A 25,383-nucleotide genomic window follows, 5' to 3' on the forward strand; every position below is an offset into this window, starting at 1 on the left:
GGCCTACGGACGCCGCCGCTGCTGCGCCAGCATATAGGCGCGCAACAGTTTGTTGATGCGCGTCTGATAACCCTGGCCCTGCTCCTTGAACCAGTTCAGCACGTCCGCATCCAGACGCATTGTCACGGCCTGCTTGGGCGGAACGTGCAACTCGGCGCGTTGAAAAAAATCGTCGCCGAGTTCGGGCACGTCGCTCGTATCGATTTGCGCGTCGCCTGTTTTGGCGAGTCGCTTCCAGTCTGTTCCCGATGCTTTAACCATCATGTCACCTCTGCTCATGCTTGATTGCCACAATGCCCGTCAATGCCAGACACGCTGCTTGTAGTGCTTGACCTCATGCCGCGAGGCCTTGCGTGCCGAAATGATCCGGATCACGTCCTCAACCCGTTCGACATACACCACAACGCCCACAATGTTTGCGATCCAGCCCATCGCGAACCAGCGGTCTTCGCCGTAGTCTTCCCGCTGGTCCAACGCCGTGAGTAACGGGTGATTGAACACGTCGATAGCATCCTGAAAATCGATGCCGTGTTTGCGAATGTTGATCTGATTTTTGATTTCGTCCCATTCAAACAGCACGCGCCACCTGTATTGACGTTTGTACATACATCATAGCATGCAAAGGGCCGCTATGGCTGCGTGTGCCGCGAGCATTTTGCGGCATACGTGTACGTCGGACTGGGTGCTTCGAAGACCGGTTCCTATGATGGCCGAACGGCCGATCCGGTTTAGGACGTTTGAGTCGTGACGTGCGTTTCGTGCTCCGTTCGGATGAACCTCACCCCGCCTCGACCACGAACCCGTGCTGCCGCAAAAGCTGCAGGACGCCCTTGCGGCCGCCAAGATGCAACGCGCCGATCGCCACGAATACCGGCTTGTTCGGGGCGGCGATCAACAGCATCTTCGAGACGAAGCGGCGGTTGCGGTCATAGACGATCTTGTTGTCGATCGAATCGGAGATGCGTTTGTCGCGGGCCAGCTTTTCGGATTTCGCGGCCTGCCAGGCGGCGATCGCATCCGCATCGCCGACACGCCAGAGACGATGCAAGGTCCGCACGTCCGCGACATTTTCCGCCGGCGTCTGTACCAGATCCTGCGCCAGCATCTCGCGCTGCTGCGCGAGCGTCAGCCCTGTGAAGGCGCGCATCTGCTGCGATAAAGTCTCGAGACCGACAATCTTGCCGCGTGTGCGCAGATACACGTTCTGCAGTTGCGCTTCCGACCCGTACTCGGTCTGCAGGCCGGCACTCAACGAATCGTAGGTTTCGACCAGTAACGAAGCGAGCCACGGCCGCATCTTCTTGATGGCGTCGAGTGCCGCCGGGTTGCCGTGCAGTCGGAGGGCGAGCTTGTGCCACAAAGGATCAGGCAGCAGTCCCGGCAGACAGTCGCGTTTGCAGACGCCGTACTTCGAGACGTCGTCTTGCGAAACCAACAGTTCGTCGGGTGAGAGTTCGAGCGCCAGCGTCGGCGAGGCGGCGAGCGCGCCGAGGATCGGGGCACGGAAAGGCTGATCGGCAGGGTAGTCCGCGGGATCGCCGACATGCAGCGTGCCCAGCACGTAAATAGTGGTCGTGCCACGTGTCGCGACATAGAACGGCATGCGCGCCGGTTGCGCCCGCACCGGGCCGCTCGCCGTGGTGCCCGGCAAGGCAGGCGGCGAAGCAGGCGGCGGATTGGAGCCCGGCACGCGGGCGCGTGGCGGAGCCGGCATGTTAGGCACCGGCAGCGCCGGGCGCCCGGCCTGCGCGGGCGCATTGGCAGCCGCGCCGGCGGCATGCGCGACGCCGAACGAGTCCATGCCCAGATGAAATACAGAACAAACGACAAAGAGCGCGGCACCCGCCAGTGCACGCGCCCTCCAGCGCCGCGTTGAAGCGGCGTTCAAGCCGCCGTCACGCAAGCGGCGCGCAAGACGACGCGCCGCCAACCCATCAGGCATCCACGTCCCCCACCTCCTCGGCGCGGTGACACGACACCTGGCGGCCATCCACTTCACGCAGCTTCGGTTCTTCGCTGCGGCAGCGGTCGATCACGTACGGGCAGCGCTGATGAAACGTGCAACCCGACGGCGGATTCAACGGCGACGGCATTTCGCCTTGCAGCTTGATCTTGATCGTGCGATCCGCCTCGAAGATCGAAGGCGTGGCCGACATCAGCGCGCGCGTGTACGGATGACGCGGGTTCGAGAAGATCCGCTTCTTGTCGCCGAGTTCCGCCACGCCGCCGAAGTACATCACCATCACATCGTCGGCGATATGCTCCACTACCGAGAGATTGTGCGAGATGAACACGTAGCTGGTCTTGAACTGTTCCTGCAAATCCATGAACAGATTCAGAATCTGCGCCTGGATCGACACGTCGAGCGCCGAGACCGGTTCGTCGGCGACCACGATCTGCGGGTCGAGAATCATCGCGCGCGCAATCGCCACGCGCTGCCGCTGACCGCCGGAGAACATATGCGGATAACGCTTCGCATGTTCCGGACGCAGGCCGACGGTGCGCATCATCTGCGCGATCCGTTCGGCGCGCTCGGTCGCGCTCAGCTGCGAGTTGATCGCGAGCGGCTCGCCCAACGTTTGCTCGACGGTCTTGCGCGGATTCAGCGAGGCGAACGGATTCTGGAACACCATCTGCACGCGCCGCCGCAGCGCCGCGATCTTCGCGTGATCGGCACCGGCCACATCTTCACCGTCGATAAGCAGACGGCCGGCGCTGGGCGCTTCGATCATGGTCAATTGCCGGGCGAGCGTCGATTTGCCGCAGCCGGATTCGCCGACCACCGCCAAAGTCTTGCCGCGTTCGAGCACGAACGAGACGCCGTTGAGCGCCTTCACCGTGCCCGACGCGAACATGCCGCGCTTGACCGTGTAATAACGCGCCAGTTGCTCCGCAACCAGCACGTGGTCGCCCGCATGGTCGGACTGGCGCCGCGTTTCGAGTACTGCGTTCATCGTGCGCCTCCATGGGTGTGAACGTTGGCGTCGCCGCTCAGGTTCAAAGGTTTGATGCAGCGCACGCGCGCCACTTCAGCGTGACCTGGCATCGGCGCAAGCGCGGGCCGCGCTTTCAGGCAGTCGTCGACCACATACTTGCAGCGCGGCGCGAACAGACAGCCTTTGGGACGGTCGTCGCGGCCCGGCACCATGCCCGGCAACGCGGCGAGCCGCACGGCGCCGACATTGTGCTCGGGGATTGCCGCCAGCAATGCTTCCGTGTACGGATGATGCGGCGCGGCGAAGATGTCCGGCACCTTGTTCGTTTCGATCACTTCGCCAGCGTACATGACCGCGACGCGTTGCGCGACTTCGGACACCACGGCCAGATCGTGCGAGATCAGCACGAGCGCCATGCCGCGCTCCTTCTGCAGCTTGATCAGCAACTCCATGATCTGCGCCTGGATCGTCACGTCGAGCGCGGTGGTCGGTTCGTCGGCGATCAGCAGTTTCGGGTTGCAGGCAATCGCCATGGCGATCATCACGCGCTGGTTCATGCCGCCCGACATCTGATGCGGAAACGAGCCGATGCGGCCTTTCGGGTCGGGAATGCCGACCTGATCCAGCAGTTCCAGCGCGCGTTTGTCCAGGGCGCTGCCGCGCAAGCCTTCGTGCAGCTTCAGCACTTCCTTGATCTGATAGCCGACGGTATAGCTCGGATTCAGACTGGTGAGCGCGTCCTGGAACACCATCGCGATGTCTTTGCCAATGATCTTGCGGCGTTCCTTCGCCGATGCCTTCAGCAGGTTTTTGCCGTTGAAGGTGATTTCGTCGGCGGTGACTTTGCCCGGCGCGTCGATCAGGCCCATCAGTGCCATCATCGTCACGCTCTTGCCCGAACCCGATTCGCCGACCACGCCGACCACTTCGCCCGGCGCGACATCGAGGTTGATCCGGTCGACCGCAGGCAAGCCGTTGAAATTCACCGCGAGATTGCGGATGGTCAATAAGCTAGACATTTAGGCCATCCTTTTCAGTTTGGGATCGAGTGCGTCGCGCAGCCCGTCGCCGAGCAGATTGATGGCCAGCACCGAGATCAGGATGGACAGACCCGGCATGGTGACGATCCACCAGGCGCTGTCGATGTAATCGCGCGCCGAGGCCAGCATCGCGCCCCACTCCGCCGACGGCGGTTGCACACCAAGGCCGAGAAAACCGAGCGCCGCGGCATCGAGAATCGCCGACGAAAAGCCTAGCGTAGCCTGCACGATCAGCGGCGCGGTGCAGTTCGGCAGCACTTGCGAGAACATCAAACGCAAGGTGCCGGCGCCCGCCACGCGCGAAGCCGTCACGTACTCTTTCTGCAACTCGCCCTGCGCCGACGCGCGCGTCAAACGCACATAGCCCGGCAAGGCGACGATCGCGATCGCGAGCATCGTATTGACGAGACCCGGACCGATGATCGCCACCACCGCTACCGCGAGCAGCAGCGACGGCAGCGCGAGCAGCACGTCCATGATGCGCATGATCGGCGTGTCGGCCCACTTCTCGAAGAATGCCGCGATCAGACCGAGCACGACGCCCGGAATCAGCGCGAGCACCACCGAGACGAAGCCGATCCAGAACGACAGCCGCGCGCCGTACATCAGACGCGAGAGGATGTCGCGGCCCGCTTCGTCGGTGCCGAGAATGAACTTCCAGTTGCCGCCCTCGAGCCAGGCGGGCGGAATCTTCACGAAGTCGCGGTATTGCTCGATCGGACTGTGCGGCGCGATCAACGGCGCGAAGATCGCGATGAAGATCAGCACGAGCACGATGACGCCAGCGCTGACAGCGCCACGGTTACGCGAGAAATTCGCCCAGAATTCACGGGCGGCTATTGCACGGCCACTCGGGGGAGTGACCGACTGGGGGACTGTGTTTTGTATGTCTGCCATTTCGGTTTACCTCGTATGGCGGATGCGCGGATTCAGCACGCCGTACAACAAATCGACGACGAGGTTCACGACGATCACCAGCGTGGCGATCATCAGGATACCGCCCTGCACCACCGGATAGTCGCGCCGGCCGATCGCGTCGATCAGCCACTTGCCGATACCCGGCCATGAAAACAGCGTCTCGGTCAGCACCGCGCCCGCGAGCAGCGTGCCGACCTGCAGGCCGATCACCGTCACCACCGGAATCAGCGCATTGCGCAACGCATGCACGACGATCACGCGCCCCGGCGACAAGCCCTTCGCGCGCGCGGTGCGGATGTAGTCCTCGCGCAGCACTTCGAGCATCGACGAACGCGTCATGCGCGCGACGACCGCCAGCGGAATCGTGCCGAGCACGATGGCTGGCAGGATCAGATGGCTGAGCGCGGATTTGAACGCGCCTTCGTCGGTGGACATCATCGCGTCGATCAGCATGAAGCCGGTCACGTGCGGAATGTCGTATTCAACCGCGATGCGGCCGGATACCGGCGTCCAGCCGAGCTTCACGGAGAACACCATGATGAGGATCAAGCCCCACCAGAAGATCGGCATCGAGTAGCCGGTCAGCGCCGTGCCCATCACGCCGTGATCGACCACCGTGCCGCGCCGCAAGGCCGCGAACACGCCCGCCGGCAAGCCGACGATCAGTGCGAACAGCATCGCGCAGATCGACAGTTCGACGGTAGCGGGAAAGCGTGCGAGGAATTCGCCCATCACGCTGGTGTTGGTGATGATCGAGGTGCCGAGGTCGCCGTGCAACGCGCGCCCGATGTAGTGGACGTACTGCATCGGCAGGGATTCGTCGAGCCCGAGGCGGTGCATCGCCGCGGCGTGCATGGCGGGATCGACGCCGCGCTCGCCCATCATCACTTCGATGGGGTCGCCCGGTATCAGGTGAATCAGCGCGAACGCGAGGATCGTGATGCCGATGAAAGTCGGAATCACCATGCCGATGCGGCGCAAAACAAAGCGGAACATGGTTCGTCCCTATGGTCTTGGTGAAGAAAAAACGCAACCGGCGACGAGGGCTCGTGACCCCGGTCGCCGGACCATTTCGACCAGTTTTCTAACCGTGCGAAAAGCGTACTGCGCAAATTTTACGACTAGCTTTACGACTAGCTCGACGAATTACTTGATGCTGACGCCGTCAAAACGCGCATAGCCGAGCGGTTCGATACGCATATCCACGACCTTCTTGCTGACAGGCTGGTACACCGTGGAGTGAGCGATCGGCGAGAACGGCAGTTGCTGCGCGAAGATCTGCTGAGCCTGCATGTAAGCCGTCGTGCGCGCGCCCTGATCGGACGTGACGCGACCCTTCTGGATCAGGTCGTCGAACGGCTTGTAGCACCACTTCGAGAAGTTGTTGCCGTTCACCGCTTCGCAGCCGAGCAGCGTGCCGAGCCAGTTGTCCGGATCGCCGTTGTCGCCGGTCCAGCCGATCAGCATCGTGTCGTCCTCACCTGCGTGAGCGCGCTTGATGTACTCGCCCCACTCATAGGTGACGATCTTCGCCTTCACGCCGATCTTGGCCCAGTCGGCCTGGATCATTTCCGCCATCAGGCGGGCGTTCGGGTTGTACGCGCGCTGCACCGGCATCGCCCACAGGGTGATGTCGAAGCCGTTCGGATAGCCGGCCTTGGCCAACAGGGCCTTAGCTTTGTCCGTGTCGTAGGACGCGCTCTTCAGGTTCTTGTCGTACGACCATTGGGTCGGCGGCATCGGGTTCGTGGCGGCCTGGCCTGCGCCCTGGTACACGGAGTCGATGATCGCCTTCTTGTTGATCGCCATGTCGAGCGCCTGACGCACTTCGACCTTGTCGACCGGCTTGTGCGTGACGTTGTACGCCAGGTAGCCGAGGTTGAAGCCCGGTTGCGACGGCATCGCGATGTTCGCTTCAGCCTTCAGCGGCGCGATGTCGGCCGGACGCGGATAGCTCATCACCTGGCATTCGTCGCGCTTGATCTTCTGCACGCGCACGCCGGCGTCCGGCGTGATCGAGAAGATCAGCTTCGAGATCTTCACCGTGTTCGGCTTCCAGTAATCCGGATTGCCGTCGAAGCGGATCGTCGCGTCTTTCGTGTAGCTGCGGAAGATGAACGGGCCCGTGCCGACCGGGAACTGGTTGATGTCGGCGGCCTTGCCGGCTTTCATCAACTGGTCGCCGTATTCACCCGAGAGAATCGACGCGTATTCCATTGCCAGATTCTGGATGAACGGCGCGTTGACTTCCTTCAGCGTGAACTTGACCGTGTACGGATCGACCTTTTCGACGCTGGTGATCAGCTTGTCGAGGCCCATGTCCGTGAAGTACGGGAATTGGACCGGGTAAGCCTTATGAAAGGCCGAGTTCGGGTCCAGCATGCGCTGGAACGTGAACACGACGTCGTCCGCATTGAATTCGCGCGTCGGCTTGAAGAACGACGTGGTCTGGAACTTCACGCCATGACGCAGATGGAACGTATACGTCTTGCCGTCCGCGGAGACATCCCACTTTTCGGCGAGGCCCGGTTCGACCTTGGTGCCGCCGCGTTCGAATTCGACGAGACGGTTGTAGACGGTGAATGTGTTAGCCGTGAAATCGGTGCCCGTGGTGTATTGGGCAGGATCGAAACCCGCGGGGCTGCCTTCTGAGCAGTAGACCAGGGTTTTATTCGGGATCTCGGCGCGCGCGACACTCGCGCCCACCAACGATGCCGCTGCAGCTGCGACGAGCGTCGTAACACGCGCGGCGCGCAACAGATTGTTTTGCTTCATGTTTCCTCCAGGTTCGTGGCCGGCTCCCGCCGGCGTAGCGCGATATTACTTGAGCTTGGCTCACAGCACCAAGCGGAGGAAATTCCCTCCGTTGATCGGAGTTACCGCTTTAGCGGTTACCCCGATCCCACGCAGCACGGACAATCGGAAACCATTTGGGCATAAGACCAGCCGCACGCCGGCGCTGGCCGGAACGTGCGGCTTTAGAAGGTCGCTTCAGCAAAATACGACTCGCCGGCGTTATTTCAGACCTACGTTCATGAATTGCGTCGGGCCGAACGGGTCGATCTTGAAGCCGGTGACGTTCTTGCTGATCGGCTGATAGACCGTGGAGTGGGCGATGGGCGTGAACGGAACCTGATCCTTGAAAATCTCCTGGGCTTGAGTATAGGCACTGGTACGCTGTGACAGATCGGTCGTACTGCGGCCCTTTTTGATCAGATCGTCATAAGGTTTGTAGCACCATTTGGAAAAGTTACTGCCGTTGACTGCGTCGCAACCCAGTAATACCCCAAGCCAGTTATCCGGATCGCCATAATCGCCCGTCCAGCCAATCAACATCGCTTCATGCTCGCCGGCATGGGCGCGGCGAATATATTCACCCCATTCGTATGTCGCGATCTTCACCTTGACGCCGATCTTCGCCCAATCGGATTGCAGCATTTCCGCCATCAGGCGCGCGTTCGGGTTATAAGGCCGCTGGACCGGCATGGCCCAAAGCGTCAAATCGAAGCCGTCCGGATAGCCTGCCTGCTTCAGCAGCGCTTTGGCTTTTTCCGTATCGTACGGGGCGTCCTTCAGATTCTTGTCGTAGCCCCACTGGGTCGGCGGCATGGGGTTGGTCGCCGTCTGGCCCGCGCCCTGATACACCGATTCGATAATCGCTTTCTTATTGATCGACATATCGAGCGCGCGGCGCACCAGCACGTTATCGAGCGGTTTCTTGGTGGTGTTGTAGGCGATATAGCCGAGGTTGAAACCCACCTCATTGGGCATAACGAGAGACGCATCGGTTTTCACCGCGGGAATATCGGCGGGACGAGGATACGCCATCACCTGGCATTCGCCGCGTTTCAGTTTCTGCAGACGCACGGCCGGATCGACGGTAATCGCGAATATCAGCTTGCCGACTTTGACAACGCCCGGTTTCCAGTAATCGGGATTGCCGTCGAAGCGAATCGTGTCGTCTTTCGTATAGCTGCGGAAAATGAACGGGCCGGTGCCGACCGGATATTGATTGATATCCGACGCTTTACCCGCCTTCAATAACTGATCGCCATATTCCGCCGAAAGAATCGACGCGAACGGCATGGCAATTTGTTGTAAAAACGGCGCGTCGACTTCTTTCAGCGTGAATTTAACCGTGTACGGGTCGACCGCTTCGACCTTCGCGATGTTCTTGGCGAGGCCCAGATCGGTGAAATATGGGAACGGCACCGAGTACGCCTTGCGGAACGGCTGCTCGGGGTCGAGCATGCGTTGGTACGTGAACACGACGTCGTCCGCATTGAATTCGCGCGTCGGCTTGAAGAACGCCGTGGTCTGGAACTTCACGCCGTGGCGCAAATGAAACGTATAGGTGAGCCCGTCCGGCGAGACGTCCCATTTTTCGGCGAGCCCCGGTTCGATGTCCGTGCTGCCGTGCGCGAACTCGATCAGCCGGTTGTAGACCGTGTACGACCCCGCGCTAAACTCGACGCTGGTGGTGTACTGGGCACTGTCGAAGCCCGCCGGACTGCCTTCGGAGCAGAACACGAGCGTCTTGTCGGGCAGCTTGGCCGCCTCAGCGGCGGCGGGCGTCAGGCCGGCACTCAGGACCGCACAGGCGGCGAGCGCCGGAAGGCAGGTTTGGCGAACTGCAAACAGCAACTTGGGTACCGTCATCACGTTCTCCGCACAGCAGCCACGTTAGCTGCGCTTTGATCATAGACAGCACAAAAATCGGGTTCAATGCGGGCTTACGCGCCGCAAGGTTGACTCGGGCTGGCTCGCTTGTTGCGACGCAGCAGTCGTCGCGGCCGAATTTGCGCGTCGGAATTGTCACCCCTGCTTCATTCGCCAGCGGCCGACGGCAGCAGCGCTGCACAGTATTCGCGCGCAAGCCCCAGCGCCCCTTGCGCGCCGTTCGTGGCGCGCATTCGCCGTGCGAAAAAAAACCGCGCGACTGAATGAGCCGCGCGGTTTCGTTTCAAAAACGTGGTGGGTGCTTAAGCGCCCAGGCGTTCGCAGATCGCCTTGGTCGCAGCGGCGCCGTTCAGCGTGTAGAAGTGCAGGCCCGGCACTTTCGCGTCGATGAGACGCCCGCACAAGTCCGTCGCCACATCCAGCCCGAATGCGCGAATCGACTCGCGGTCGTCGCCGAAACTTTCCAGCCGTCGCGCGATCCAGCGCGGCACTTCAGCGCCGCACATCTCCGAGAAACGCATCAGTTGCGAGAAGTTCGTGATCGGCATGATGCCCGGCACGATCGGCACATCCACGCCGAGCTTCCTTGCGTCGTCGACGAAACGGAAATACGCGTCCGCGTTGAAGAAGTACTGCGTGATCGCCGAATTGGCGCCGGCCTTCACCTTGCGGGCGAAGTTGTCCAGATCGTGACGCGGCGAGCGCGACTGCGGATGGTATTCCGGATAGCCGGCCACCTCGATCCAGAACCAGTCGCCAAACTCGGCGCGGATAAACCTCACCAGTTCCGACGCGTAACGCAACTCGCCGACTTCGCCCATGCCGGACGGCAGATCGCCGCGCAGCGCGACGATATGGCGGATGCCATGCGCGCGGTATTCGTTGAGAATGGCACGCAGGCTCTCTTTCGACGAGCCGATGCACGACACGTGCGGCGCCGCTTCGAGCCCTTCCTTCGCCATTTCGACGACGGTATCGAGCGTGCCCTGTTGCGTCGAGCCGCCGGCGCCGAACGTGACGGACACGAACTTGGGCTTGAGCGTGACGAGCTGGGCGCGCGTGGCGCGCAGCTTGTCGACGCCTTCCTGCGTTTTCGGCGGGAAGAATTCGAATGATAGTTCGATCGGGTTCATGATTCAGTGGGTCAACCGAGACTGCGGTTGCCGAAAATAAGCGCGGACAGCAGCCAGGAAACGATGCTGTACAGAATCGAGCCGATAAACGCCGACCAGAAACCCGACACTTCGAAGCCCTTCAGCAGCGACGCGCATAGCCAGAAGCACAGCGCATTGACCACCAGAATGAAGAGTCCGAGCGTGAGAATCGTGACGGGCAGCGTCAGCAGGATCAGAACCGGCCGCAGGATCGTGTTGATCAACCCGAGCACCACCGCGACGATCAATGCGGTGCCGAAACTGCGGATATGAATCGACGGAACGAGGTAGGTGATGATCAGGAGCGCAAGCGCGTTGATCAGCCAGGTCAGCAGCAAGGTCATGTAGAGCTCCTTTGGCAGGATGTCCGATAACGAAAAAAGCGCGCAAAGCGGCAGGCATGGCGGACAAAGCGGCGCATCGTGCGCCGCCCTGTCGTCAAGCTGTCATGCGGTCAAACCGCCGCGACGCGCTTAATAGCGGTAGTGGTTCGGCTTGAACGGACCGTTCTTGTCGACGCCGATGTAGCCGGCCTGATCGTCCGACAGCACGGTCAGGTTCGCGCCGATGCGCGCCAGATGCAGGCGTGCGACCTTCTCGTCCAGATGCTTCGGCAACACGTACACCTTGTTCTCGTACTTCTTGCCTTGCGTGAACAGTTCGATCTGCGCAAGCGTCTGGTTCGTGAACGAGTTCGACATCACGAACGACGGGTGGCCCGTCGCGCAACCCAGGTTCACGAGGCGGCCTTCAGCCAGCAGGATCACGCGCTTGCCGTCCGGGAAAATGATGTGGTCGACTTGCGGCTTGATGTTGTCCCACTCGTACTGACGGGTCGACGCCACGTCGATTTCCGAATCGAAGTGACCGATGTTGCAGACGATCGCGTTGTGACGCATCGCCTTCATATGGTCGTGGCCGATCACATGGTAGTTGCCGGTTGCCGTCACGAAGATGTCGGCCTTGTCCGCCGCGTATTCCATCGTCACGACGCGGTAGCCTTCCATTGCCGCCTGCAGCGCGCAGATCGGGTCGATTTCGGTGACCCACACGGTCGCGCCCAGACCGCGCAGCGATTGCGCGCAGCCCTTGCCCACGTCGCCGTAACCTGCGACCACGGCGATCTTGCCCGCGATCATCACGTCGGTCGCGCGCTTGATGCCGTCAACCAGCGACTCACGGCAGCCATAAAGGTTGTCGAACTTCGACTTGGTGACCGAGTCGTTGACGTTGATCGCCGGGAACGGCAGACGGCCTTCTTTTTCCATCTGATACAGACGGTGCACGCCGGTCGTGGTTTCTTCCGTCACGCCCTGAATGTGCGCGAGGCGCGTGGAGTACCACGTCGGGTCCGCGTCGAGGTGCGAAGCGATCGATTTGTACAGCGCGACTTCTTCTTCATTCGTCGGCTTCGAGATCACCGAGCGGTCTTTTTCCGCTTTCGAGCCCAGGATCAGCAGCAACGTGGCGTCGCCGCCGTCGTCGAGGATCATGTTGGCGAATTCGCCGTTCGGCCATTCGAAAATGCGGTGCGAGAATTCCCAGTACTCGTCGAGCGATTCGCCCTTGAAGGCGAACACCGGCGTGCCGGCCTTGGCGATTGCCGCGGCGGCGTGATCCTGCGTCGAGAAGATGTTGCACGAGGCCCAGCGCACGTCGGCGCCGAGCGCGGTCAGCGTCTCGATCAGCACGCCGGTCTGGATCGTCATGTGCAGCGAACCCGCAATGCGCGCGCCCTTCAGCGGCTGCTGCGCCTTGTACTCTTCGCGCGTTTGCACGAGACCGGGCATTTCCGTCTCGGCGATGTTGAGTTCCTTGCGGCCCCAGTCGGCAAGCGACATATCAGCAACAACGAAGTCCTGGGAATTTTTGGAATCGATAACAGCGGCGTTCATCACGCCCTCCTTTCTAAGTTGTGACTAGAAATTTGACGTGAGCGCGGTTCGATGCGGTGGCCAGGAAAGCGCAATGCGCATCCGAGCCCTCCGATTGAAGTCTCCGAGCCTGGCGGGCGGCCGGCGAATAGGCTGATTCGCGGTACCCGTCGCAACGCTCCTCGAAGACGAACGGCGATTGTAGCAAAACGAGATGGCTTCGGGGCGTGGATCGGGTTTTCAGGCGACGCGGGTTTCTCGCGCTTCGAGCGTGTGCGCGAGCGCCGTTATGGACGCCTCGCAGACGCCGCTCGGCCTGTCAGCCGGCGGCCCCGGCCGTCACGTTCGCCGTGCGCAATTGCGCGATGCCGGCGCGCGCGGTCTCGAGAAACTGCCTGGAAACGCGGAACGCTTCGGCGACATCGGCGGGATCCGGAATCTGCAATCCGAGCGCGACGCGAAAGTAACGCTCGGCGTGAATGCCCGCGTGGTAATGCATGCGCACGCGCTTCGCGTCGCTCAACCGTGGGTTGCCGAATATATCGCGCAACGCCCACGAAAACGCGCCGTCTTCTCCACCGATCCGGCGGAACGCATCGTCCATTGGAAAGCCGCCGAGCGCGAGATAAGCCGCCCGGCGAATGAACAGGCCGCTGGGCACCGTATTGCTAAGCGTCGCAGCATGCGCGGCGAAGTCAGGGTGAGCCGTGAGGTCGCGCGGAAAATCCGCGTACTCGACGTCGAGCCGCACGGACACCTGCGTGGGATTTTCCGCGAGGAATGCGCTCGCCGCGGCGAGGGCGCCGGGCAGATATTCGTCGTCGGCGTCGAGGAACGCAATCAGGTCGTGCGACGCATGCATCGCGCCCCAGTTGCGCGCTCGGGCCGGCCCGCCGTTGTACGGCATCGGCAACAGCCCCACGCGCGCGTCGACGCGGCCGCATTGCGCCACGATGTCCGTGGAGGCGTCGGCCGAGCCGTCATCCACCACGATAATCTGCGTGGTCTCAGGCTGGGTCTGGCAGCTTTGCAGAGCACGCGCCAGCGTCGCCGCGCCGTTATAGCAGGGAATGATGATCGAAATAGGCGTCATGAGGAACCGGGGTGATGGGCGGGTCGGCGGTTGAAAATCCATTGATGTTATTCCGCTTGCCGCCGGGCGTATCTTGAATTGGCTGCGGCGTCCCCGGATCGGCACTCTGCAATATAAATATATTGACTTACAATCAGCCGGATCATTCCAATTTGGAATTCTGGAGCCCAAGATCGTGGAACTACGTGCGCTGCGGTATTTCGTCGAAGTGGTGCGTCAGCAGAGTTTCACCGTCGCGGCCGAGCAGATGTTCGTCACGCAGCCGACCATCAGCAAAATGGTCAAGTCGCTGGAAGATGAAATTGGCTCGCCGCTGCTGCTGCGCGACGGGCGCCAGATGGTGCTGACCGATGCCGGCCGGATCGTCTATCAGCGCGGCCAGGACGTGCTGGCGGCGCACGCGCAACTGCAGGCTGAACTGAACGACCTCGACACGCTCGGCCGCGGTCAACTCACCATCGGCATTCCGCCCATGGGCGGCTCGCTCTTCACGCCGGCCATCGCCATGTTTCGCCAGCGCTATCCGAAAATCGAACTCAAGCTGTTCGAACAGGGTTCGCGCGCCATCGAAACCGCGCTGATCAACGGCGAACTGGAATTAGGCGGCGTGCTGCAGCCGGTCGACCCGGAAAATATCGACGTGCTGCCCATGACGCGTCAGTTGCTGTGGCTCGTCGCACGCACGGGCTCGAGCTGGGACGACCTGCACGAGGTGCCGCTCGCGCAACTGGCCAACGAGCCGTTCGTGTTCTACGGCGAAAGCCTGGCTCTCAACGATGTCGTCCTGAACGCATGCCGCACCGCCGGTTTTGCGCCGACCATTGTCGGACGCAGCGGGCATTGGGATTTCATGGCGGCGCTGGTGCTGGCCGGTGTCGGCATTGCGCTGTTGCCGGCGCCCTACTGCCGGCGTCTCGACCCCGCGCAGTTCACCTGCCGACCCGTGGTGGAACCGGAGATTCCATGGGAAATGGCGATCGGCTGGCGTCGCGATGGCTATCTGTCGCACGCCGCGCGCGCGTGGCTCGAAGTCGCGCGGGAAGCGCTGCCCGGCCAGGCCGCCGACGATTTCATGCTTGGGCCGGGTATCGGCGTGACCGGTATCACGACACCGTTTCCCGCACGGCCCGCCGAGTGAGGCAGTGCCGCCCGGCGCAAACCGGGCGGCATGTCTTAAGGGATGGATTCAGCCCGCAATCACTGCTGCGCGACGAACTCGATGCGGCGATTGGCAAAGCGGCCGCTCGCCGTGTCGTTGCTCGCCACCGGACGCGCCTGGCCGTAGCCTTGCGCCAACAGCGAATCAGCCGGCACGCCTGTCTTGACGAGGTAGGCGCGCACCGCTTCGGCACGTTGCTTCGACAATTGCAGATTCGCGCCTTCGCCGCCGACGTTGTCCGAATAGCCCGCCACTTCCAGACGCGCGGTCTTGCCGTTGCTGGCGCAGGCGTTCAGCACGCGCGCCGATTGCTTCAGATCATCCACCGCCGAAGCCGGTACATGCGCGCTGGCGCTCGCGAAGTTGATCACCTGCAGGTTCAGCACCTTGACCACATCCGCTGCGGCGCACGAGCTATCCGGCGTGAGCAGGTTCTTGATCGCGCTGCGGAAGTTATCGTTGGCATCGGCGACAGCGTGCGCAACGTCGAACGAACCGATCTGATACGACGTGCCGAACAGCGACTTCAGCTTGTCGAGCCAGCCGAGCTTCTTGTCCGCGGCAGCGCCGCTCAGTTCGATGTGCGTGCCGACCACTTTCACTTCCGCGCCGGGCAGCGAAAGCAACGGCAACAGACTGTCGAAATGCGCCAGCCAGTCGGCCGGTTTCGTGGCCGGCTCGACCGTGATGTTGGGCACGAAATTGTATTGACCGAGGCGCTTCGTCAGCTGATCGATCAGTAGCGTCTTTTCAGCTTCGCTGCCCACCGTGGCGGTCAGCGTGGGTTTGCCGGCTGAGTCGACGGTGAAGCTGAGCTGGCTGTCCTGAGTCGGTGCGAGTGCGGCGGCGGGTTGCTGCGCGTCGCTCGCCGAACTGGCGGGCGCTGCGGCGCTGGCGGCGGGAGCCGACGCCGCCGCATCGCTGGCGGCGACCGCAGCGGCCGACGCCTGAACCGGCGCCGAAGCCGGTTGCACGCTAACCGCTGCTTCGGAACTGTTGTGTCCTGCAGCGCGGCTGGCGTTCTGCTCACTCTGGCAGCCACGCAAAAACAGAAACGCCAGCACCGCCGCGATTGCCGCGAGCAGCCACCACAGCCACGTGTGCGAACGGCGCTCTTCGCGCACCACGGCGCCCGCGGGCACGTGGATGGTCGACAAGGCGTCGGCGACCGGCTTCGCCGCGGGCGTCGGATGATCGATGTGCGACGAAACAGCCTTCAGTTGCGCCAGAATGTTGCCGGCAAACGCGCCGACGCCGCCCAGACCGAGCGCGGCCATCAGGCGGTCGTTCAGATAAGGCGCGATGACCGGCAGTTGATGGCCCAGCAGCGTGGGCAGTTGTCCGGCGTTGCCCTGACCTTCGAGACAATGCCGCTTCAGCAAGCCAAGCAGCGTTGCCCCGACGATGCCCGTCATGGCATGCGTGGCGTGCGCCGGCACGCCGGTTTGCGAGGCGACTTCGTCGCTCAGCGCGTCGACGCGGCGGTCCAGTGTCCGTTCGAGCAACTGCCGCCCGGCCATTTCCAGTCGGCTCAAGCCATTCGTGCTGTCGATCAGATGCGGCAGTTGTTCGGCGATATGGCCGTTCACTTCCGGCGAGAGGATCGTGGCGAACAGCGAACGCGCACCGTCGAGCGTCGCACCCTTTTGCATCAGACCGGCGACAAGCGTCGGCGCCGCGACGGACAGCACCTTTTGAGTCGCGTCCGCCGGTAGCCCCAGGCGGCCCGCTAGCTGCCGAACCACACCGTCCGTCATGGCGGACTGAATCAATTGAATTGCGTTGATGCTCATCGCTTCGCTTCCTTGAGTTCCCGAACGCGTCACCTGACGCGCTCCTTTTTGCGGCGCGATTATAGGTTTCGGGAAATCTCATAAACGAAACGGCACAATTTATGACGAATTGGCAGACGTTCGCTCAAGTTGTCTTATATTTGGCGGCAAAATCTGACATATCGCCGATCGTGCAGGCGGCATTCGCCGCCATGCCGGCTCAGCTGATCGACGCCATCTGCAACTCCGCTTGCGGCTCGCGACGAGCCGCCGCGATCAGATCCGCCGCGCGCTCGCCGATCATCACCGTCGGCGCATTGGTGTTGCCGCCGATCAGCGTTGGCATCACCGAAGCGTCGACGATCCGCAGCCCCGTGACGCCGCGCACCCGCAACTGCGGATCGACCACCGAGCGCGCGTCGCCGCCCATCCGGCATGTGGCCACCGGGTGATAGATCGTATCGGCATGCTCGGCGATCGTGCTACGCAACTCCTCGTCCGACTGGCCAGGATGCGTGTACAACTCGCTGCCGCCGTGCAACGCAAGCGAGGGCGCGTCGAGAATACGCCGCGCCATCCGCGCGCCGTCCACCAATAGATCGAGATCGCGCGGGTCGCTGAAGAAACGTGGGTCGATCACCGGCGCGGTGCGCGCATCGGCGCTCGCGAGCGTCACGGTGCCGCGGCTGTGCGGCCGCAACACGCACACGTGCAGCGAATAACCGTGACCCCAGTGCATGTGACGGTTGTGATCGTCGACGATGGCCGCGCAGAAATGCAATTGCAGATCCGGCCGGTCGAGCGTCGGCTTGCTCTTCAGAAAACCGCCGGCCTCGGCGACATTGCTCGACAGCATGCCGCGCCCGTGGCGCATGAACGTGACGAACTGCGGCAGCATTCGCGCGATGCCGCGAATGGAAAAGCCGGTCGGCTCGATCGACGAAACCCGTTTGTTGATGGTGAAATCGACGTGGTCGATCAGATTCTGGCCGACCTCCGGCGCGTCGTGCAGCACCGAAATGCCAAGCGACTGCAGATGTGCAGCCGGTCCGATACCCGAGCACATCAGCAGTTGCGGCGAATTGAATGCGCCTGCGGCAAGCACCACTTCCCCGCGTGCCTCGAGCGTTTCCGTGCGGCCGCCGCGCACGATCTCCACGCCGCTCGCGCGCTTGCCGTTGAAGGCGACGCGCAGCACCGTCGCGTCGGCGATCGTATGCAGGTTGGGATGCGCGCGGTCGTAGATATAGGCGCGCGCCACGCTGCAGCGGCGTCCGTCGCGCTGCGTCACCTGATAGAAGCCGATCCCTTCCTGATCCGCGCCGTTGAAATCGGCGTTCGGCTTGTAGCCGGCTTCCATCGCTGCCTGCACGAAGCGCCGCGAAAACGGATTCTGATAGCGCAGATCGGAGACGGTCAGCGGACCGCTGTCGCCGTGCCATGCATCGGCGCCGCGCTGATTGCCTTCGGCGCGGCGGAAATACGGCAGCACCTCCGCCCACGACCAGCCTTCGCAGCCCAGTTCCGCCCATTCGTCGTAATCGAGCGGATGGCCGCGCGTGTAAATCATCGCGTTGATCGCACTCGATCCGCCGAAGCCGCGCCCGCGCGGCTGATACCCTTGCCGTCCGCCAAGCCCCGGTTGCGGCGTGGTCAGATAACCGTAATTGGTCTTGAGTTTGTGCGGCACCACCGCCGCCACGCCGACCGGCATATTGACCAACAGATTGCGGTCCGTGTGCGGGCCCGCTTCAATCAGGGCGATCGTCGCGTCCGGGTAGTTGTCCGCGAGACGGCTCGCCAGCGTGCAACCGCCCGAGCCTGCACCGACGATGATGTAGTCGTATTGCATCCGCTCCTCCTGATGGGCCGCGTTGCTTGCGCGCCCTTGTCTCATGCACACTTGTCTAGGTGTGTTTCATCGGCATTGTAGGGAGCGTTCGGACGGCGCGGCGCCTCTACGGCAGAGCGATTCCTCTAAACGGAAGGGCCGCCGCGCCCCTATGATGAAAGACGCGCTAACGCCCGCCGGGCGGCTGCGCCCAGCATTCAAACGCGGCGTGGCACGCGCCGTCCTCTTAGCGTGCGGCATGACACGCGGAGATCAAACAGCGCGCTGCCGGCCGACGCCGGCGAGCATGCGTTGAACGGAGACAGCAGATGGAAAAGCACAGCTTCGGCCAGACTCACGAGGTGACCAATCAGGTCGCGCCGCTGGCGGACTACAACCTCTTTTCCAGCGACGCCGCATTGTCCGCAGCCCTCGAACGTGACGGCGCCGGGTGGCATCGCGGTGCATTGCTGCGGCACGGCGCGGCGCTCACAACGCCCGAGACGCTCGCGCTCGCCGAGCTGGCCAACCGTCACGAGCCCGAGCTTTTCACGCATAGTCCGCGCGGCGAGCGCATCGACGCGCTGGAGTTTCATCCTTCGTGGCACACGCTGCTCTCGCTGCTGCGCCGCGAAGGCCTGCACGCGCTGCCATTTTCCGATCCGGAACGCGGTGCGATGGTGGCACGCTGCGCCGGTTACTTCCTGCATGCGCAAATCGAATCCGGTTCGCTCTGCCCGCTGACGATGACCTTCGCGAGCATCCCCGTGTTGCAACGCGAACCCGCGCTATTCGCGACGCTGCGCGACAAGCTCTACGCGCGCGAGCACGATTCGCGCGATCTGCCGCTCAAGCAGAAAACCTCCGCGATGATCGGTATGGGCATGACCGAAAAACAAGGCGGCTCGGACGTGCGCAGCAATCAGACACGCGCCTACGCCACCGCCGGCAGCGGCCGCGGCGGCGCCTACCGGCTCGTCGGGCACAAATGGTTTTTCTCCGCGCCGCAGTGCGATGCGCATCTCGTGCTCGGCCGCACCGACGAACACGAAGGCCTGTCGTGCTTCTACGTGCCGCGCTTCGCGCCCGACGGCCGCAAGAACAACGTGCAGATCCAGCGTCTGAAAGACAAGCTCGGCAATCGCTCGAATGCGAGCAGCGAAGTCGAATTCCTCGACGCGTTCGGCATCATGATCGGCGACGAAGGACGCGGCGTGCCGACCATCATCGAAATGGCGAATTACACACGGCTCGATTGCGTGATCGGCAGTGCGGCGCTGATGCGCGCCGCGCTCGTGCAGGCGATTCACCACGCGCGTCATCGCAGTGCGTTCGGCCGCCATCTCGCCGATCAGCCGCTGATGCGCAACGTGCTCGCCGATCTGGCTCTGGAATCGGAAGCGGCGACGGTGCTGTTCATGCGCCTCGCGCGCGCGTTCGAAGAGTCCACCGACGCCGCCTCCACTTCGCTTGCCGAGCGCGCGTGGCGCCGTATCGTCACGCCCGCGGCGAAATACTGGGTCTGCAAGCGCGCGCTGGAATTCACCGGCGAGGCGATGGAAGTCTGGGGCGGCAATGGCTACGTCGAAACCGGTCCGATGGCGCGCTTCTATCGTGAAGCGCCAGTGAATTCGATCTGGGAAGGCTCCGGCAACGTAATGTGCCTCGACGTGCTGCGCGCGATGGAGCGCGAGCCGGAAGCGGCGCAGGCGTTGCTCTCCGCCTGGCAGGCGGACGCGCAAGCACATCCGGCGTTGAGCGCCGCACTCGGCAAACTGGCCGCCACGCTCAACGGACCGGCCGAGCATCGCGAAGCCTCAGCAAGGCGGATCGCGCAGCAGGTCGTGCTGATCGCGCAGGCCGCCTTGCTGCTCAAACACGCACCAGGCGAAGTAGCCGAGGCGTTTATTGCCACGCGTCTCGCCGATGGCTGCGGCGAAAGCGGCCGCGTGTATGGCACGCTGCCGGCCACGTTCGATCACGCAGCGATCGTCGAACGGGCTTTTCCTGCCTGACGTTAAACACGCACGCTTGCAAACACACCGCGAAGCAGAGGCTGCGGAAGCACATCCAATAAAAGCGCGATTCGACGCGCAACGCAATCCATCAGGGAGTGGACACACATGAAAAATGATCTGCCGGAGGTCGCCGCGCTCGAAGCGCTGCTGCGCGACCAGCGCCACGCTTATCTGCGCGCGCCGTATCCGTCGTGGGAGACGCGCGCCGCGCATCTGAAAACGCTGCGCAAAGTCATGCTCGACAATCGCGACGCGCTCGCCGAGGCGATGAACGCCGACTTCGGCAATCGCTCGAAACAGGAAGTGTTGCTCGCCGAATTCCTGCTGGTGAAGGAGGAAATCGACGGCGCGCTTAGACACGGCAAGCGCTGGATGAGATCGCAACGACGCAGCACGAACAAATGGCTGCTGCCCGCGCGAGCGAAGGTCGTGCCGCAGCCGCTCGGCGTGATCGGCATCATCGTGCCGTGGAATTATCCGGTGCTGCTCGCAGTAGGACCGCTCGTCAGCGCGCTGACTGCCGGCAATCGCGCGATCATCAAGATGTCCGAACTGACGCCTCGCACCTCGGCGCTGTTCGAACAGTTGATCGGACAAACCTTCGCGCGCGATCACGTCGCGGTGGTGAACGGCGACGCCGCGCTCGCCGCTGCGTTCAGCGCGCAGCCCTTCGACCACCTGCTGTTCACCGGCTCGACCAAGGTCGGCCACGAGGTGATGCGCGCCGCCGCCGAGCATCTGACACCGGTCACGCTCGAACTGGGCGGCAAGTCGCCCGCCATCATCGGCGCGCATGCGCGTTTCGACAACGCGGTGGACAACCTCGTCGCCGGCAAGACGCTCAACGCGGGGCAAACCTGTGTCGCGCCGGACTACGTGCTGGTGCCGCGCGGCAAGGAGCAGGCGTTCGTCGAACGGGCACGCGCGCGGATGGCGAAGATGTACCCGAACTTCGCCGGCAATCCGGATTACACGTCGATCATTTCGGCGCGCCACTTCGCGCGGCTGGAGCGTCTCGCCGACGAAGCCCGGGCCGCCGGCGCTCGGCTGCACCCGCTCACCGACAGTTCGCCCGATGCAACGAGCCGCCGCTTTCCGCTGATCGCCGTCACCAACGCGCCGGACGAATGCGCCCTGATGCAGGAGGAAATCTTCGGGCCGCTGCTGCCTATCGTGTCCTACGACACGCTCGACGACGCGATCGCGTGGATCAACGCCCGGCCGCGTCCGCTCGCGCTATATCTGTATGCCGACGACGCCGCCACCATCGAACGCGTGACGCACGAAACCATCGCCGGCGGCATGGCGATCAACGAGACGCTGATGCATCTTGCGTGCGAGAGTCTGCCGTTCGGCGGGGTCGGCGCGAGCGGCATGGGCGCGTATCACGGCTACGAAGGCTTCGTGACGTTCTCGAAGATGAAGCCGGTGCTGACACAGGCGCGTCTGAACGCCCGCGGATGGATTTCGCCGCCATACGGGAAACGGGTCAACGCGCTGCTGAAACTGATGATGCGGTTCTGACGCTCAACGCGTCGCCGGGCCGCCTTCGATTTCGGTGGCCACCACGTCGATGACATCCGGCGCGTCGGTGCTTGCGGCTGCCGGCGGCTCATTCTCGGCGCCGCTTTCCAGCCGATGCAGCCACGCGAGCATTTCCGCCACCGCCTGATAAAGCTGCGGCGGAATGCGCGCGTCGAGATCCACCTGCATCAACAGCGAGACCATTTCGGGCGCTTCATGCACGTACAGGCCGGCTTCCTTGGCCCGCTGCACGATCATCTCGGCCAGCATGCCGTAGCCTTTGGCGATCACACGCGGCGCGGGATCACTGCCTTGGGCGTCATAGACGAGCGCGGCCGCGCTGCGGCGATGTTTGCGGCTCATCACATGTCCCAATCGAAATCGTCGAGGGGCGTGGTCGCGGTGCGACGGCGTCCGCCCGCTGTCCGGTTCGTTGCCGAGCCGGCCGTACCGCCCGCCTCCGCCGAACCAGCCGCCGAAGCCGACCGCGCATACGCCGACGCCGCCGCCTGAGCGGCCGCCGCGCCCGCGCCATTCGCGGCGGTGGCGGGCGCGCCGCCGCCGATCTCGCGAATCGTCAAGCCATTCAACTGGATGCCCGCCGCCGCGAGCCGCTGGCGGAAGCTCTCGCCCTGCATCGCAAGACGCGCGGCTCCACCGGGACTCGCCTGCACGCGCGCGACGAGCCGCGTGCCGGTGAGCGTCAATTCCGCATCGACGGTACCGAGCGTCGGCAGCGATAGCGTCAGGCGCGTGCGCCACGGCTGGTCGTCCTCGCTCGCCGTGCCGCCGCCGCTGCGGTCCCATTCGTCGCCTTCCTGTTCGATGGTCCAGTCGAGCTTGGCACCCGGCCATGCTTCGCCGGTCCAGCGAAACTGCCCGGTCGCGAGCAGATCGAGCTGCTGACGCACCAACGGCACCGTCGCGGGATGAACCGCGGCGGCCATCGACTGAGCATTCTGCGAGGCGCCGCCGTCGACGGTTTGCGCCGTCGCGCCGTGCAGGCTCGCATGCGCGGGCTGGCCGTTCAGATCGGACAGGGAACTGGCCAGCACCTCGCCGGCCACAAAACGCGCGGTTTGCGCGTTGGGGATCGAAGGCATCCCGCGCGCGGCGGCGCCCGCGTCTTGCGCGCCACCGTTCGAGAACCCTTTCGGCGCCGCACCCATGCCCTGCCGGTCGGACGGATTGCCGGGCGACGTTTCGCCGCTGTCGTTCACCCAATCGAGCGGCACTTGCGCGGCAGCCGCGACAAGTTTGTTTTGCGCCTCGCCGGCGAGCGAAGCGGGCGAACGCTGGCCCGCCAGCCATTGCGCGAGATGCGCTTCATAGAAGAGTCCGCTATCGCCGACGGTCTGTTCGAGCGCGGCCGCGAGCGCCGCGACCGGCACCCGGGCCGCCGCGACATTGGCGCTGGCCGCGGTGGCAGCGGTAGCAGCGGCATTCGGATTGTCGGCGGATGCATTGGCAGCCGTTGCAGCAGAGGACGTAGCGAACAGCGGCAACGCGCCTATTTCCACATCAAGCGCGGGCGCGGCCGGCCAGATCGGCGTCTGGCCGATCACGGCGGGCGTCGCCTCGCCGCCGGAGCGCACGATCGCATTGAGCGTGAGCGCGACGGCGGACAGCGCGGTCTGGGCGGAGGGCTGCGGCGCGGGCGTCTCAATGAGCGCCGGCATGGTCGGCGCGGTTTCGACGCCCGCCGTGCCGGCCTGCGAAGCCGCCGCACTGCCCGGCGCGATATTGAGCAGACTATCGATCCGGCTCGCGAGCACCGAAGCGACAGTCGTGTCGATCCCGTTCATGCCGATTCCTTGGTCACATTGGCGGCGTCGCGCTCAAATAAAGTCAGTCAGCCGGATAAATAGAAGCGCCGCTGAACGCGCGCGGCGCAACTCAGCGCGCGCCGTACAGTTCCTTGAGCACGCGTGTCGGCCGGCCGGCGAACAGCGCGGACAGATTGGCCATGCGCGGATTCGCCAGATCGCGGATCGCGGCGTCGTCGGCGAGTATCTGACGGATCAGCGCGTATTTGCGCAGACGCTCCGCCTCGTCGAGCTTCACGCCCGTTTCCGCGTCGCTCAACGCCTCGACCAGATGGCGGTATTCCTCCTGCAGGTGGACCAGATCGTTCCACAGCGCGCGCCGGGCAGCTATCAGCATGCGGCAGGAAATCGCTGCAATCGCCTCGTAACGGGCGAAGTATTCTGCGTTCGATGTCATCTCATGCTTTCCGCGGCGGGCTGGGCTGCCATCCGCGCGATCTCCGGGGCAATCCCGATCCATGCCTCTTCGAGTGTGGCCAGAAGACCATCCACCTCGACCAGCATCGCCTCGCTTTGTTTTATATTGGCTTCGAGCAGCCGGCGCGACATATAGCTATACAGCGCGTTCAACCGCTCCGCAATCTCACCGCCCGCCTCGAGGTTGAGCGATTGCTGCAGCCCGCTTTCGACGATCTGAATCGCCTTGCCGACCGCCTCTCCGCGCGCCGACACATTGCCCTGCTGCAAATGCATGCGCGCCTGCGCGATCGCTTGCCTTGCGCCCTGATACAACATCACGATCAGACGATGCGGACTCGCGCCCATCACCCCTGTCTCGACGCCGACGCGTGCGTACGCATTGGCTCCAGAGTGTCCTGGGGAAAACATCGGCGCTCCTCCTGTCTTGCACTGCGGTTGGTCGTGGCACCCCATCCGGGCACGTTGCGGCACCCGATTTTTGCCTGTACCTGGTTATCGGATAGGCAGCGGGAAAGCTTTAGGCCAGTGCAAGGAGGATTAAGGAGCCAAATGCCGCAGCCCGCGCCGGGCACACGGTTCGCACGCGTTCGGGCGGCCGGATCAGCGTTGCCGCCCGAGTCGCGTTCACACCGACATCTGCATGATGTCGTTATAGGCGGACACCAGCTTGTTGCGCACCTGCAGGCCGAACTGGAAGCCCACGTTGGCCTTTTGCATGTCGACCATCACGTCGTTCAGCGACACGTTCGACGAGCCGAGCTCGAACGCCTGCGATTCGCCGACCGCCTTGGTCTGATCGCCGCTGATCTTATCCAGCGAGGCTTTCAGTGCCGACGCAAAACCGGTGGGCGTCGCCGCGCCCGACGTGTCGGCGACCGAATTACTGCCGCCGGCCGCTTGCGCCGCCATCGACTGCATCTGTTGCAGCGCCGACGAAAGCGCGTTCACGGGGAAAGTCATGTTTTCTCCAGGGAAGGACGACCGGCATGCCAAACCGTACCGATCTGGATGAAAGCATAGCAGCGGGCCATACGGGAAAGCCCCGAAACTAGGGGGGAAACCCGGCTCTATTCAAGCAATCGGGTTGGGCCGCGCTGCGGATAATTTCAAGGGTGAAAGTCTCTGTCCGTGCGCCCGC

Annotated in this window: 23 protein-coding genes and 1 riboswitch; of the genes, 3 read left to right on the plus strand and 20 right to left on the minus strand. The window is 63.4% G+C overall.

All coding sequences use genetic code 11. The annotated features are described in order from the left end of the window. Positions 1 to 3 precede the first annotated feature (3 nt). The 13 genes from B0G81_RS24715 to B0G81_RS24775 form a co-directional block, all read right to left on the minus strand. A complete protein-coding gene (locus B0G81_RS24715; protein ID WP_106284858.1) occupies positions 4 to 261 on the minus strand; it encodes a BrnA antitoxin family protein in 258 nt (85 codons plus the stop codon). Between the two features lie 39 nt (positions 262 to 300). Further along, positions 301 to 606: a BrnT family toxin gene (locus B0G81_RS24720; RefSeq protein WP_243856579.1), complete on the minus strand. Its 306-nt coding sequence runs from the start codon at positions 604 to 606 to the stop codon at positions 301 to 303. A gap of 172 nt (positions 607 to 778) precedes the next feature. Next, a complete protein-coding gene (locus tag B0G81_RS24725) occupies positions 779 to 1,942 on the minus strand; it encodes a TraB/GumN family protein (RefSeq protein WP_134138604.1) in 1,164 nt (387 codons plus the stop codon). Further along, on the minus strand, positions 1,935 to 2,954 hold the full coding sequence (locus B0G81_RS24730; RefSeq protein ID WP_134138605.1) for a peptide ABC transporter ATP-binding protein: 1,020 nt from the start codon (positions 2,952 to 2,954) through the stop codon (positions 1,935 to 1,937). The genes B0G81_RS24725 and B0G81_RS24730 overlap by 8 nt, the downstream gene beginning before the upstream one ends. Beyond that, a complete protein-coding gene (locus tag B0G81_RS24735) occupies positions 2,951 to 3,955 on the minus strand; it encodes an ABC transporter ATP-binding protein (protein WP_116118484.1) in 1,005 nt (334 codons plus the stop codon). The genes B0G81_RS24730 and B0G81_RS24735 overlap by 4 nt, the downstream gene beginning before the upstream one ends. Beyond that, positions 3,956 to 4,873 (minus strand): ABC transporter permease subunit, encoded by a 918-nt coding sequence (locus B0G81_RS24740; RefSeq protein WP_106284839.1) that lies wholly within the window; start codon positions 4,871 to 4,873, stop codon positions 3,956 to 3,958. A gap of 6 nt (positions 4,874 to 4,879) precedes the next feature. Then, positions 4,880 to 5,890 carry an ABC transporter permease subunit gene (locus B0G81_RS24745; RefSeq protein ID WP_091798153.1) on the minus strand — a complete coding sequence of 337 codons (1,011 nt, stop codon included), beginning with the start codon at positions 5,888 to 5,890 and terminating at the stop codon, positions 4,880 to 4,882. A gap of 150 nt (positions 5,891 to 6,040) precedes the next feature. Further along, the gene (locus B0G81_RS24750; protein WP_134138606.1) at positions 6,041 to 7,669 is read right to left on the minus strand and encodes an ABC transporter substrate-binding protein; all 1,629 of its coding nucleotides are present in this window, start codon (positions 7,667 to 7,669) and stop codon (positions 6,041 to 6,043) included. A gap of 240 nt (positions 7,670 to 7,909) precedes the next feature. After that, positions 7,910 to 9,553: an ABC transporter substrate-binding protein gene (locus B0G81_RS24755; RefSeq protein ID WP_134138607.1), complete on the minus strand. Its 1,644-nt coding sequence runs from the start codon at positions 9,551 to 9,553 to the stop codon at positions 7,910 to 7,912. 323 nt (positions 9,554 to 9,876) lie between these two features. Next, on the minus strand, positions 9,877 to 10,707 hold the full coding sequence (gene metF, locus B0G81_RS24760) for a methylenetetrahydrofolate reductase [NAD(P)H] (RefSeq protein WP_134138608.1): 831 nt from the start codon (positions 10,705 to 10,707) through the stop codon (positions 9,877 to 9,879). 11 nt (positions 10,708 to 10,718) lie between these two features. Further along, entirely contained in the window at positions 10,719 to 11,072 is a 354-nt protein-coding gene (locus B0G81_RS24765) for a phage holin family protein (RefSeq protein ID WP_106284835.1), read from the minus strand. Between the two features lie 129 nt (positions 11,073 to 11,201). Next, positions 11,202 to 12,623, minus strand: a complete 1,422-nt coding sequence (gene ahcY, locus B0G81_RS24770) for an adenosylhomocysteinase (RefSeq protein ID WP_106284834.1) — start codon at positions 12,621 to 12,623, stop codon at positions 11,202 to 11,204. Between the two features lie 32 nt (positions 12,624 to 12,655). Beyond that, positions 12,656 to 12,792, minus strand: a riboswitch (S-adenosyl-L-homocysteine riboswitch). Positions 12,793 to 12,921: 129 nt separating this feature from the next. Further along, positions 12,922 to 13,695 (minus strand): glycosyltransferase family A protein, encoded by a 774-nt coding sequence (locus B0G81_RS24775; RefSeq protein ID WP_134143200.1) that lies wholly within the window; start codon positions 13,693 to 13,695, stop codon positions 12,922 to 12,924. A 175-nt stretch (positions 13,696 to 13,870) separates the two neighbouring features. Between B0G81_RS24775 and B0G81_RS24780 the strand changes: the two genes are divergently transcribed. After that, on the plus strand, positions 13,871 to 14,833 hold the full coding sequence (locus tag B0G81_RS24780) for a LysR family transcriptional regulator (RefSeq protein WP_116118489.1): 963 nt from the start codon (positions 13,871 to 13,873) through the stop codon (positions 14,831 to 14,833). A 59-nt stretch (positions 14,834 to 14,892) separates the two neighbouring features. Here B0G81_RS24780 and B0G81_RS24785 read toward each other — a convergent pair whose 3' ends face one another. Beyond that, positions 14,893 to 16,647, minus strand: a complete 1,755-nt coding sequence (locus tag B0G81_RS24785; protein WP_134138609.1) for an OmpA family protein — start codon at positions 16,645 to 16,647, stop codon at positions 14,893 to 14,895. Positions 16,648 to 16,846: 199 nt separating this feature from the next. Continuing rightward, complete coding sequence (locus B0G81_RS24790; RefSeq protein WP_134138610.1) at positions 16,847 to 18,478, minus strand: GMC family oxidoreductase N-terminal domain-containing protein; 1,632 nt, start codon at positions 18,476 to 18,478, stop codon at positions 16,847 to 16,849. Between the two features lie 308 nt (positions 18,479 to 18,786). Here B0G81_RS24790 and B0G81_RS24795 point away from each other — a divergent pair, with 308 nt between their 5' ends. Beyond that, complete coding sequence (locus B0G81_RS24795) at positions 18,787 to 20,472, plus strand: isovaleryl-CoA dehydrogenase (protein WP_134138611.1); 1,686 nt, start codon at positions 18,787 to 18,789, stop codon at positions 20,470 to 20,472. A 108-nt stretch (positions 20,473 to 20,580) separates the two neighbouring features. Beyond that, entirely contained in the window at positions 20,581 to 21,999 is a 1,419-nt protein-coding gene (locus B0G81_RS24800) for a coniferyl aldehyde dehydrogenase (protein WP_134138612.1), read from the plus strand. A gap of 3 nt (positions 22,000 to 22,002) precedes the next feature. Here the strand turns inward: B0G81_RS24800 and B0G81_RS24805 are convergent, their stop codons facing one another. The 5 genes from B0G81_RS24805 to fliE all read right to left on the minus strand — a co-directional run bounded on the left by B0G81_RS24805 (position 22,003) and on the right by fliE (position 25,205). After that, the gene (locus B0G81_RS24805; RefSeq protein ID WP_134138613.1) at positions 22,003 to 22,362 is read right to left on the minus strand and encodes an EscU/YscU/HrcU family type III secretion system export apparatus switch protein; all 360 of its coding nucleotides are present in this window, start codon (positions 22,360 to 22,362) and stop codon (positions 22,003 to 22,005) included. Beyond that, on the minus strand, positions 22,362 to 23,804 hold the full coding sequence (locus tag B0G81_RS24810; RefSeq protein ID WP_134138614.1) for a flagellar hook-length control protein FliK: 1,443 nt from the start codon (positions 23,802 to 23,804) through the stop codon (positions 22,362 to 22,364). The genes B0G81_RS24805 and B0G81_RS24810 overlap by 1 nt, the downstream gene beginning before the upstream one ends. A 91-nt stretch (positions 23,805 to 23,895) precedes the next feature. Beyond that, a complete protein-coding gene (locus B0G81_RS24815; protein ID WP_106284825.1) occupies positions 23,896 to 24,222 on the minus strand; it encodes a flagellar protein FliT in 327 nt (108 codons plus the stop codon). Next, a complete protein-coding gene (gene fliS, locus B0G81_RS24820) occupies positions 24,219 to 24,653 on the minus strand; it encodes a flagellar export chaperone FliS (RefSeq protein ID WP_106284824.1) in 435 nt (144 codons plus the stop codon). Before fliS ends, B0G81_RS24815 begins: the two co-directional genes overlap by 4 nt. Before the next feature lie 216 nt (positions 24,654 to 24,869). Beyond that, positions 24,870 to 25,205, minus strand: a complete 336-nt coding sequence (gene fliE / locus B0G81_RS24825) for a flagellar hook-basal body complex protein FliE (protein ID WP_106284823.1) — start codon at positions 25,203 to 25,205, stop codon at positions 24,870 to 24,872. Positions 25,206 to 25,383: the final 178 nt, after the last annotated feature.

The organism is Paraburkholderia sp. BL6665CI2N2 (genome assembly GCF_004366535.1).
Taxonomy (GTDB): Bacteria; Pseudomonadota; Gammaproteobacteria; order Burkholderiales; family Burkholderiaceae; genus Paraburkholderia.

Coding starts and splice junctions, on each gene's coding strand:
- B0G81_RS24755 (WP_134138607.1), bottom strand. CDS start 9,553: ATGACGGTACCCAAGTTGCTGTTTGCAGTTCGCCAAACCTGCCTTCCG.
- fliE (WP_106284823.1), bottom strand. CDS start 25,205: ATGACTTTCCCCGTGAACGCGCTTTCGTCGGCGCTGCAACAGATGCAG.
- B0G81_RS24715 (WP_106284858.1), bottom strand. CDS start 261: ATGGTTAAAGCATCGGGAACAGACTGGAAGCGACTCGCCAAAACAGGC.
- B0G81_RS24775 (WP_134143200.1), bottom strand. CDS start 13,695: ATGACGCCTATTTCGATCATCATTCCCTGCTATAACGGCGCGGCGACG.
- fliS (WP_106284824.1), bottom strand. CDS start 24,653: ATGTTTTCCCCAGGACACTCTGGAGCCAATGCGTACGCACGCGTCGGC.
- B0G81_RS24750 (WP_134138606.1), bottom strand. CDS start 7,669: ATGAAGCAAAACAATCTGTTGCGCGCCGCGCGTGTTACGACGCTCGTC.
- B0G81_RS24765 (WP_106284835.1), bottom strand. CDS start 11,072: ATGACCTTGCTGCTGACCTGGCTGATCAACGCGCTTGCGCTCCTGATC.
- B0G81_RS24815 (WP_106284825.1), bottom strand. CDS start 24,222: ATGACATCGAACGCAGAATACTTCGCCCGTTACGAGGCGATTGCAGCG.
- metF (WP_134138608.1), bottom strand. CDS start 10,707: ATGAACCCGATCGAACTATCATTCGAATTCTTCCCGCCGAAAACGCAG.
- B0G81_RS24740 (WP_106284839.1), bottom strand. CDS start 4,873: ATGGCAGACATACAAAACACAGTCCCCCAGTCGGTCACTCCCCCGAGT.
- B0G81_RS24735 (WP_116118484.1), bottom strand. CDS start 3,955: ATGTCTAGCTTATTGACCATCCGCAATCTCGCGGTGAATTTCAACGGC.
- B0G81_RS24790 (WP_134138610.1), bottom strand. CDS start 18,478: ATGCAATACGACTACATCATCGTCGGTGCAGGCTCGGGCGGTTGCACG.
- ahcY (WP_106284834.1), bottom strand. CDS start 12,623: ATGAACGCCGCTGTTATCGATTCCAAAAATTCCCAGGACTTCGTTGTT.
- B0G81_RS24805 (WP_134138613.1), bottom strand. CDS start 22,362: ATGAGCCGCAAACATCGCCGCAGCGCGGCCGCGCTCGTCTATGACGCC.
- B0G81_RS24810 (WP_134138614.1), bottom strand. CDS start 23,804: ATGAACGGGATCGACACGACTGTCGCTTCGGTGCTCGCGAGCCGGATC.
- B0G81_RS24800 (WP_134138612.1), top strand. CDS start 20,581: ATGAAAAATGATCTGCCGGAGGTCGCCGCGCTCGAAGCGCTGCTGCGC.
- B0G81_RS24725 (WP_134138604.1), bottom strand. CDS start 1,942: ATGCCTGATGGGTTGGCGGCGCGTCGTCTTGCGCGCCGCTTGCGTGAC.
- B0G81_RS24795 (WP_134138611.1), top strand. CDS start 18,787: ATGGAAAAGCACAGCTTCGGCCAGACTCACGAGGTGACCAATCAGGTC.
- B0G81_RS24730 (WP_134138605.1), bottom strand. CDS start 2,954: ATGAACGCAGTACTCGAAACGCGGCGCCAGTCCGACCATGCGGGCGAC.
- B0G81_RS24745 (WP_091798153.1), bottom strand. CDS start 5,890: ATGTTCCGCTTTGTTTTGCGCCGCATCGGCATGGTGATTCCGACTTTC.
- B0G81_RS24785 (WP_134138609.1), bottom strand. CDS start 16,647: ATGAGCATCAACGCAATTCAATTGATTCAGTCCGCCATGACGGACGGT.
- B0G81_RS24720 (WP_243856579.1), bottom strand. CDS start 606: ATGTACAAACGTCAATACAGGTGGCGCGTGCTGTTTGAATGGGACGAA.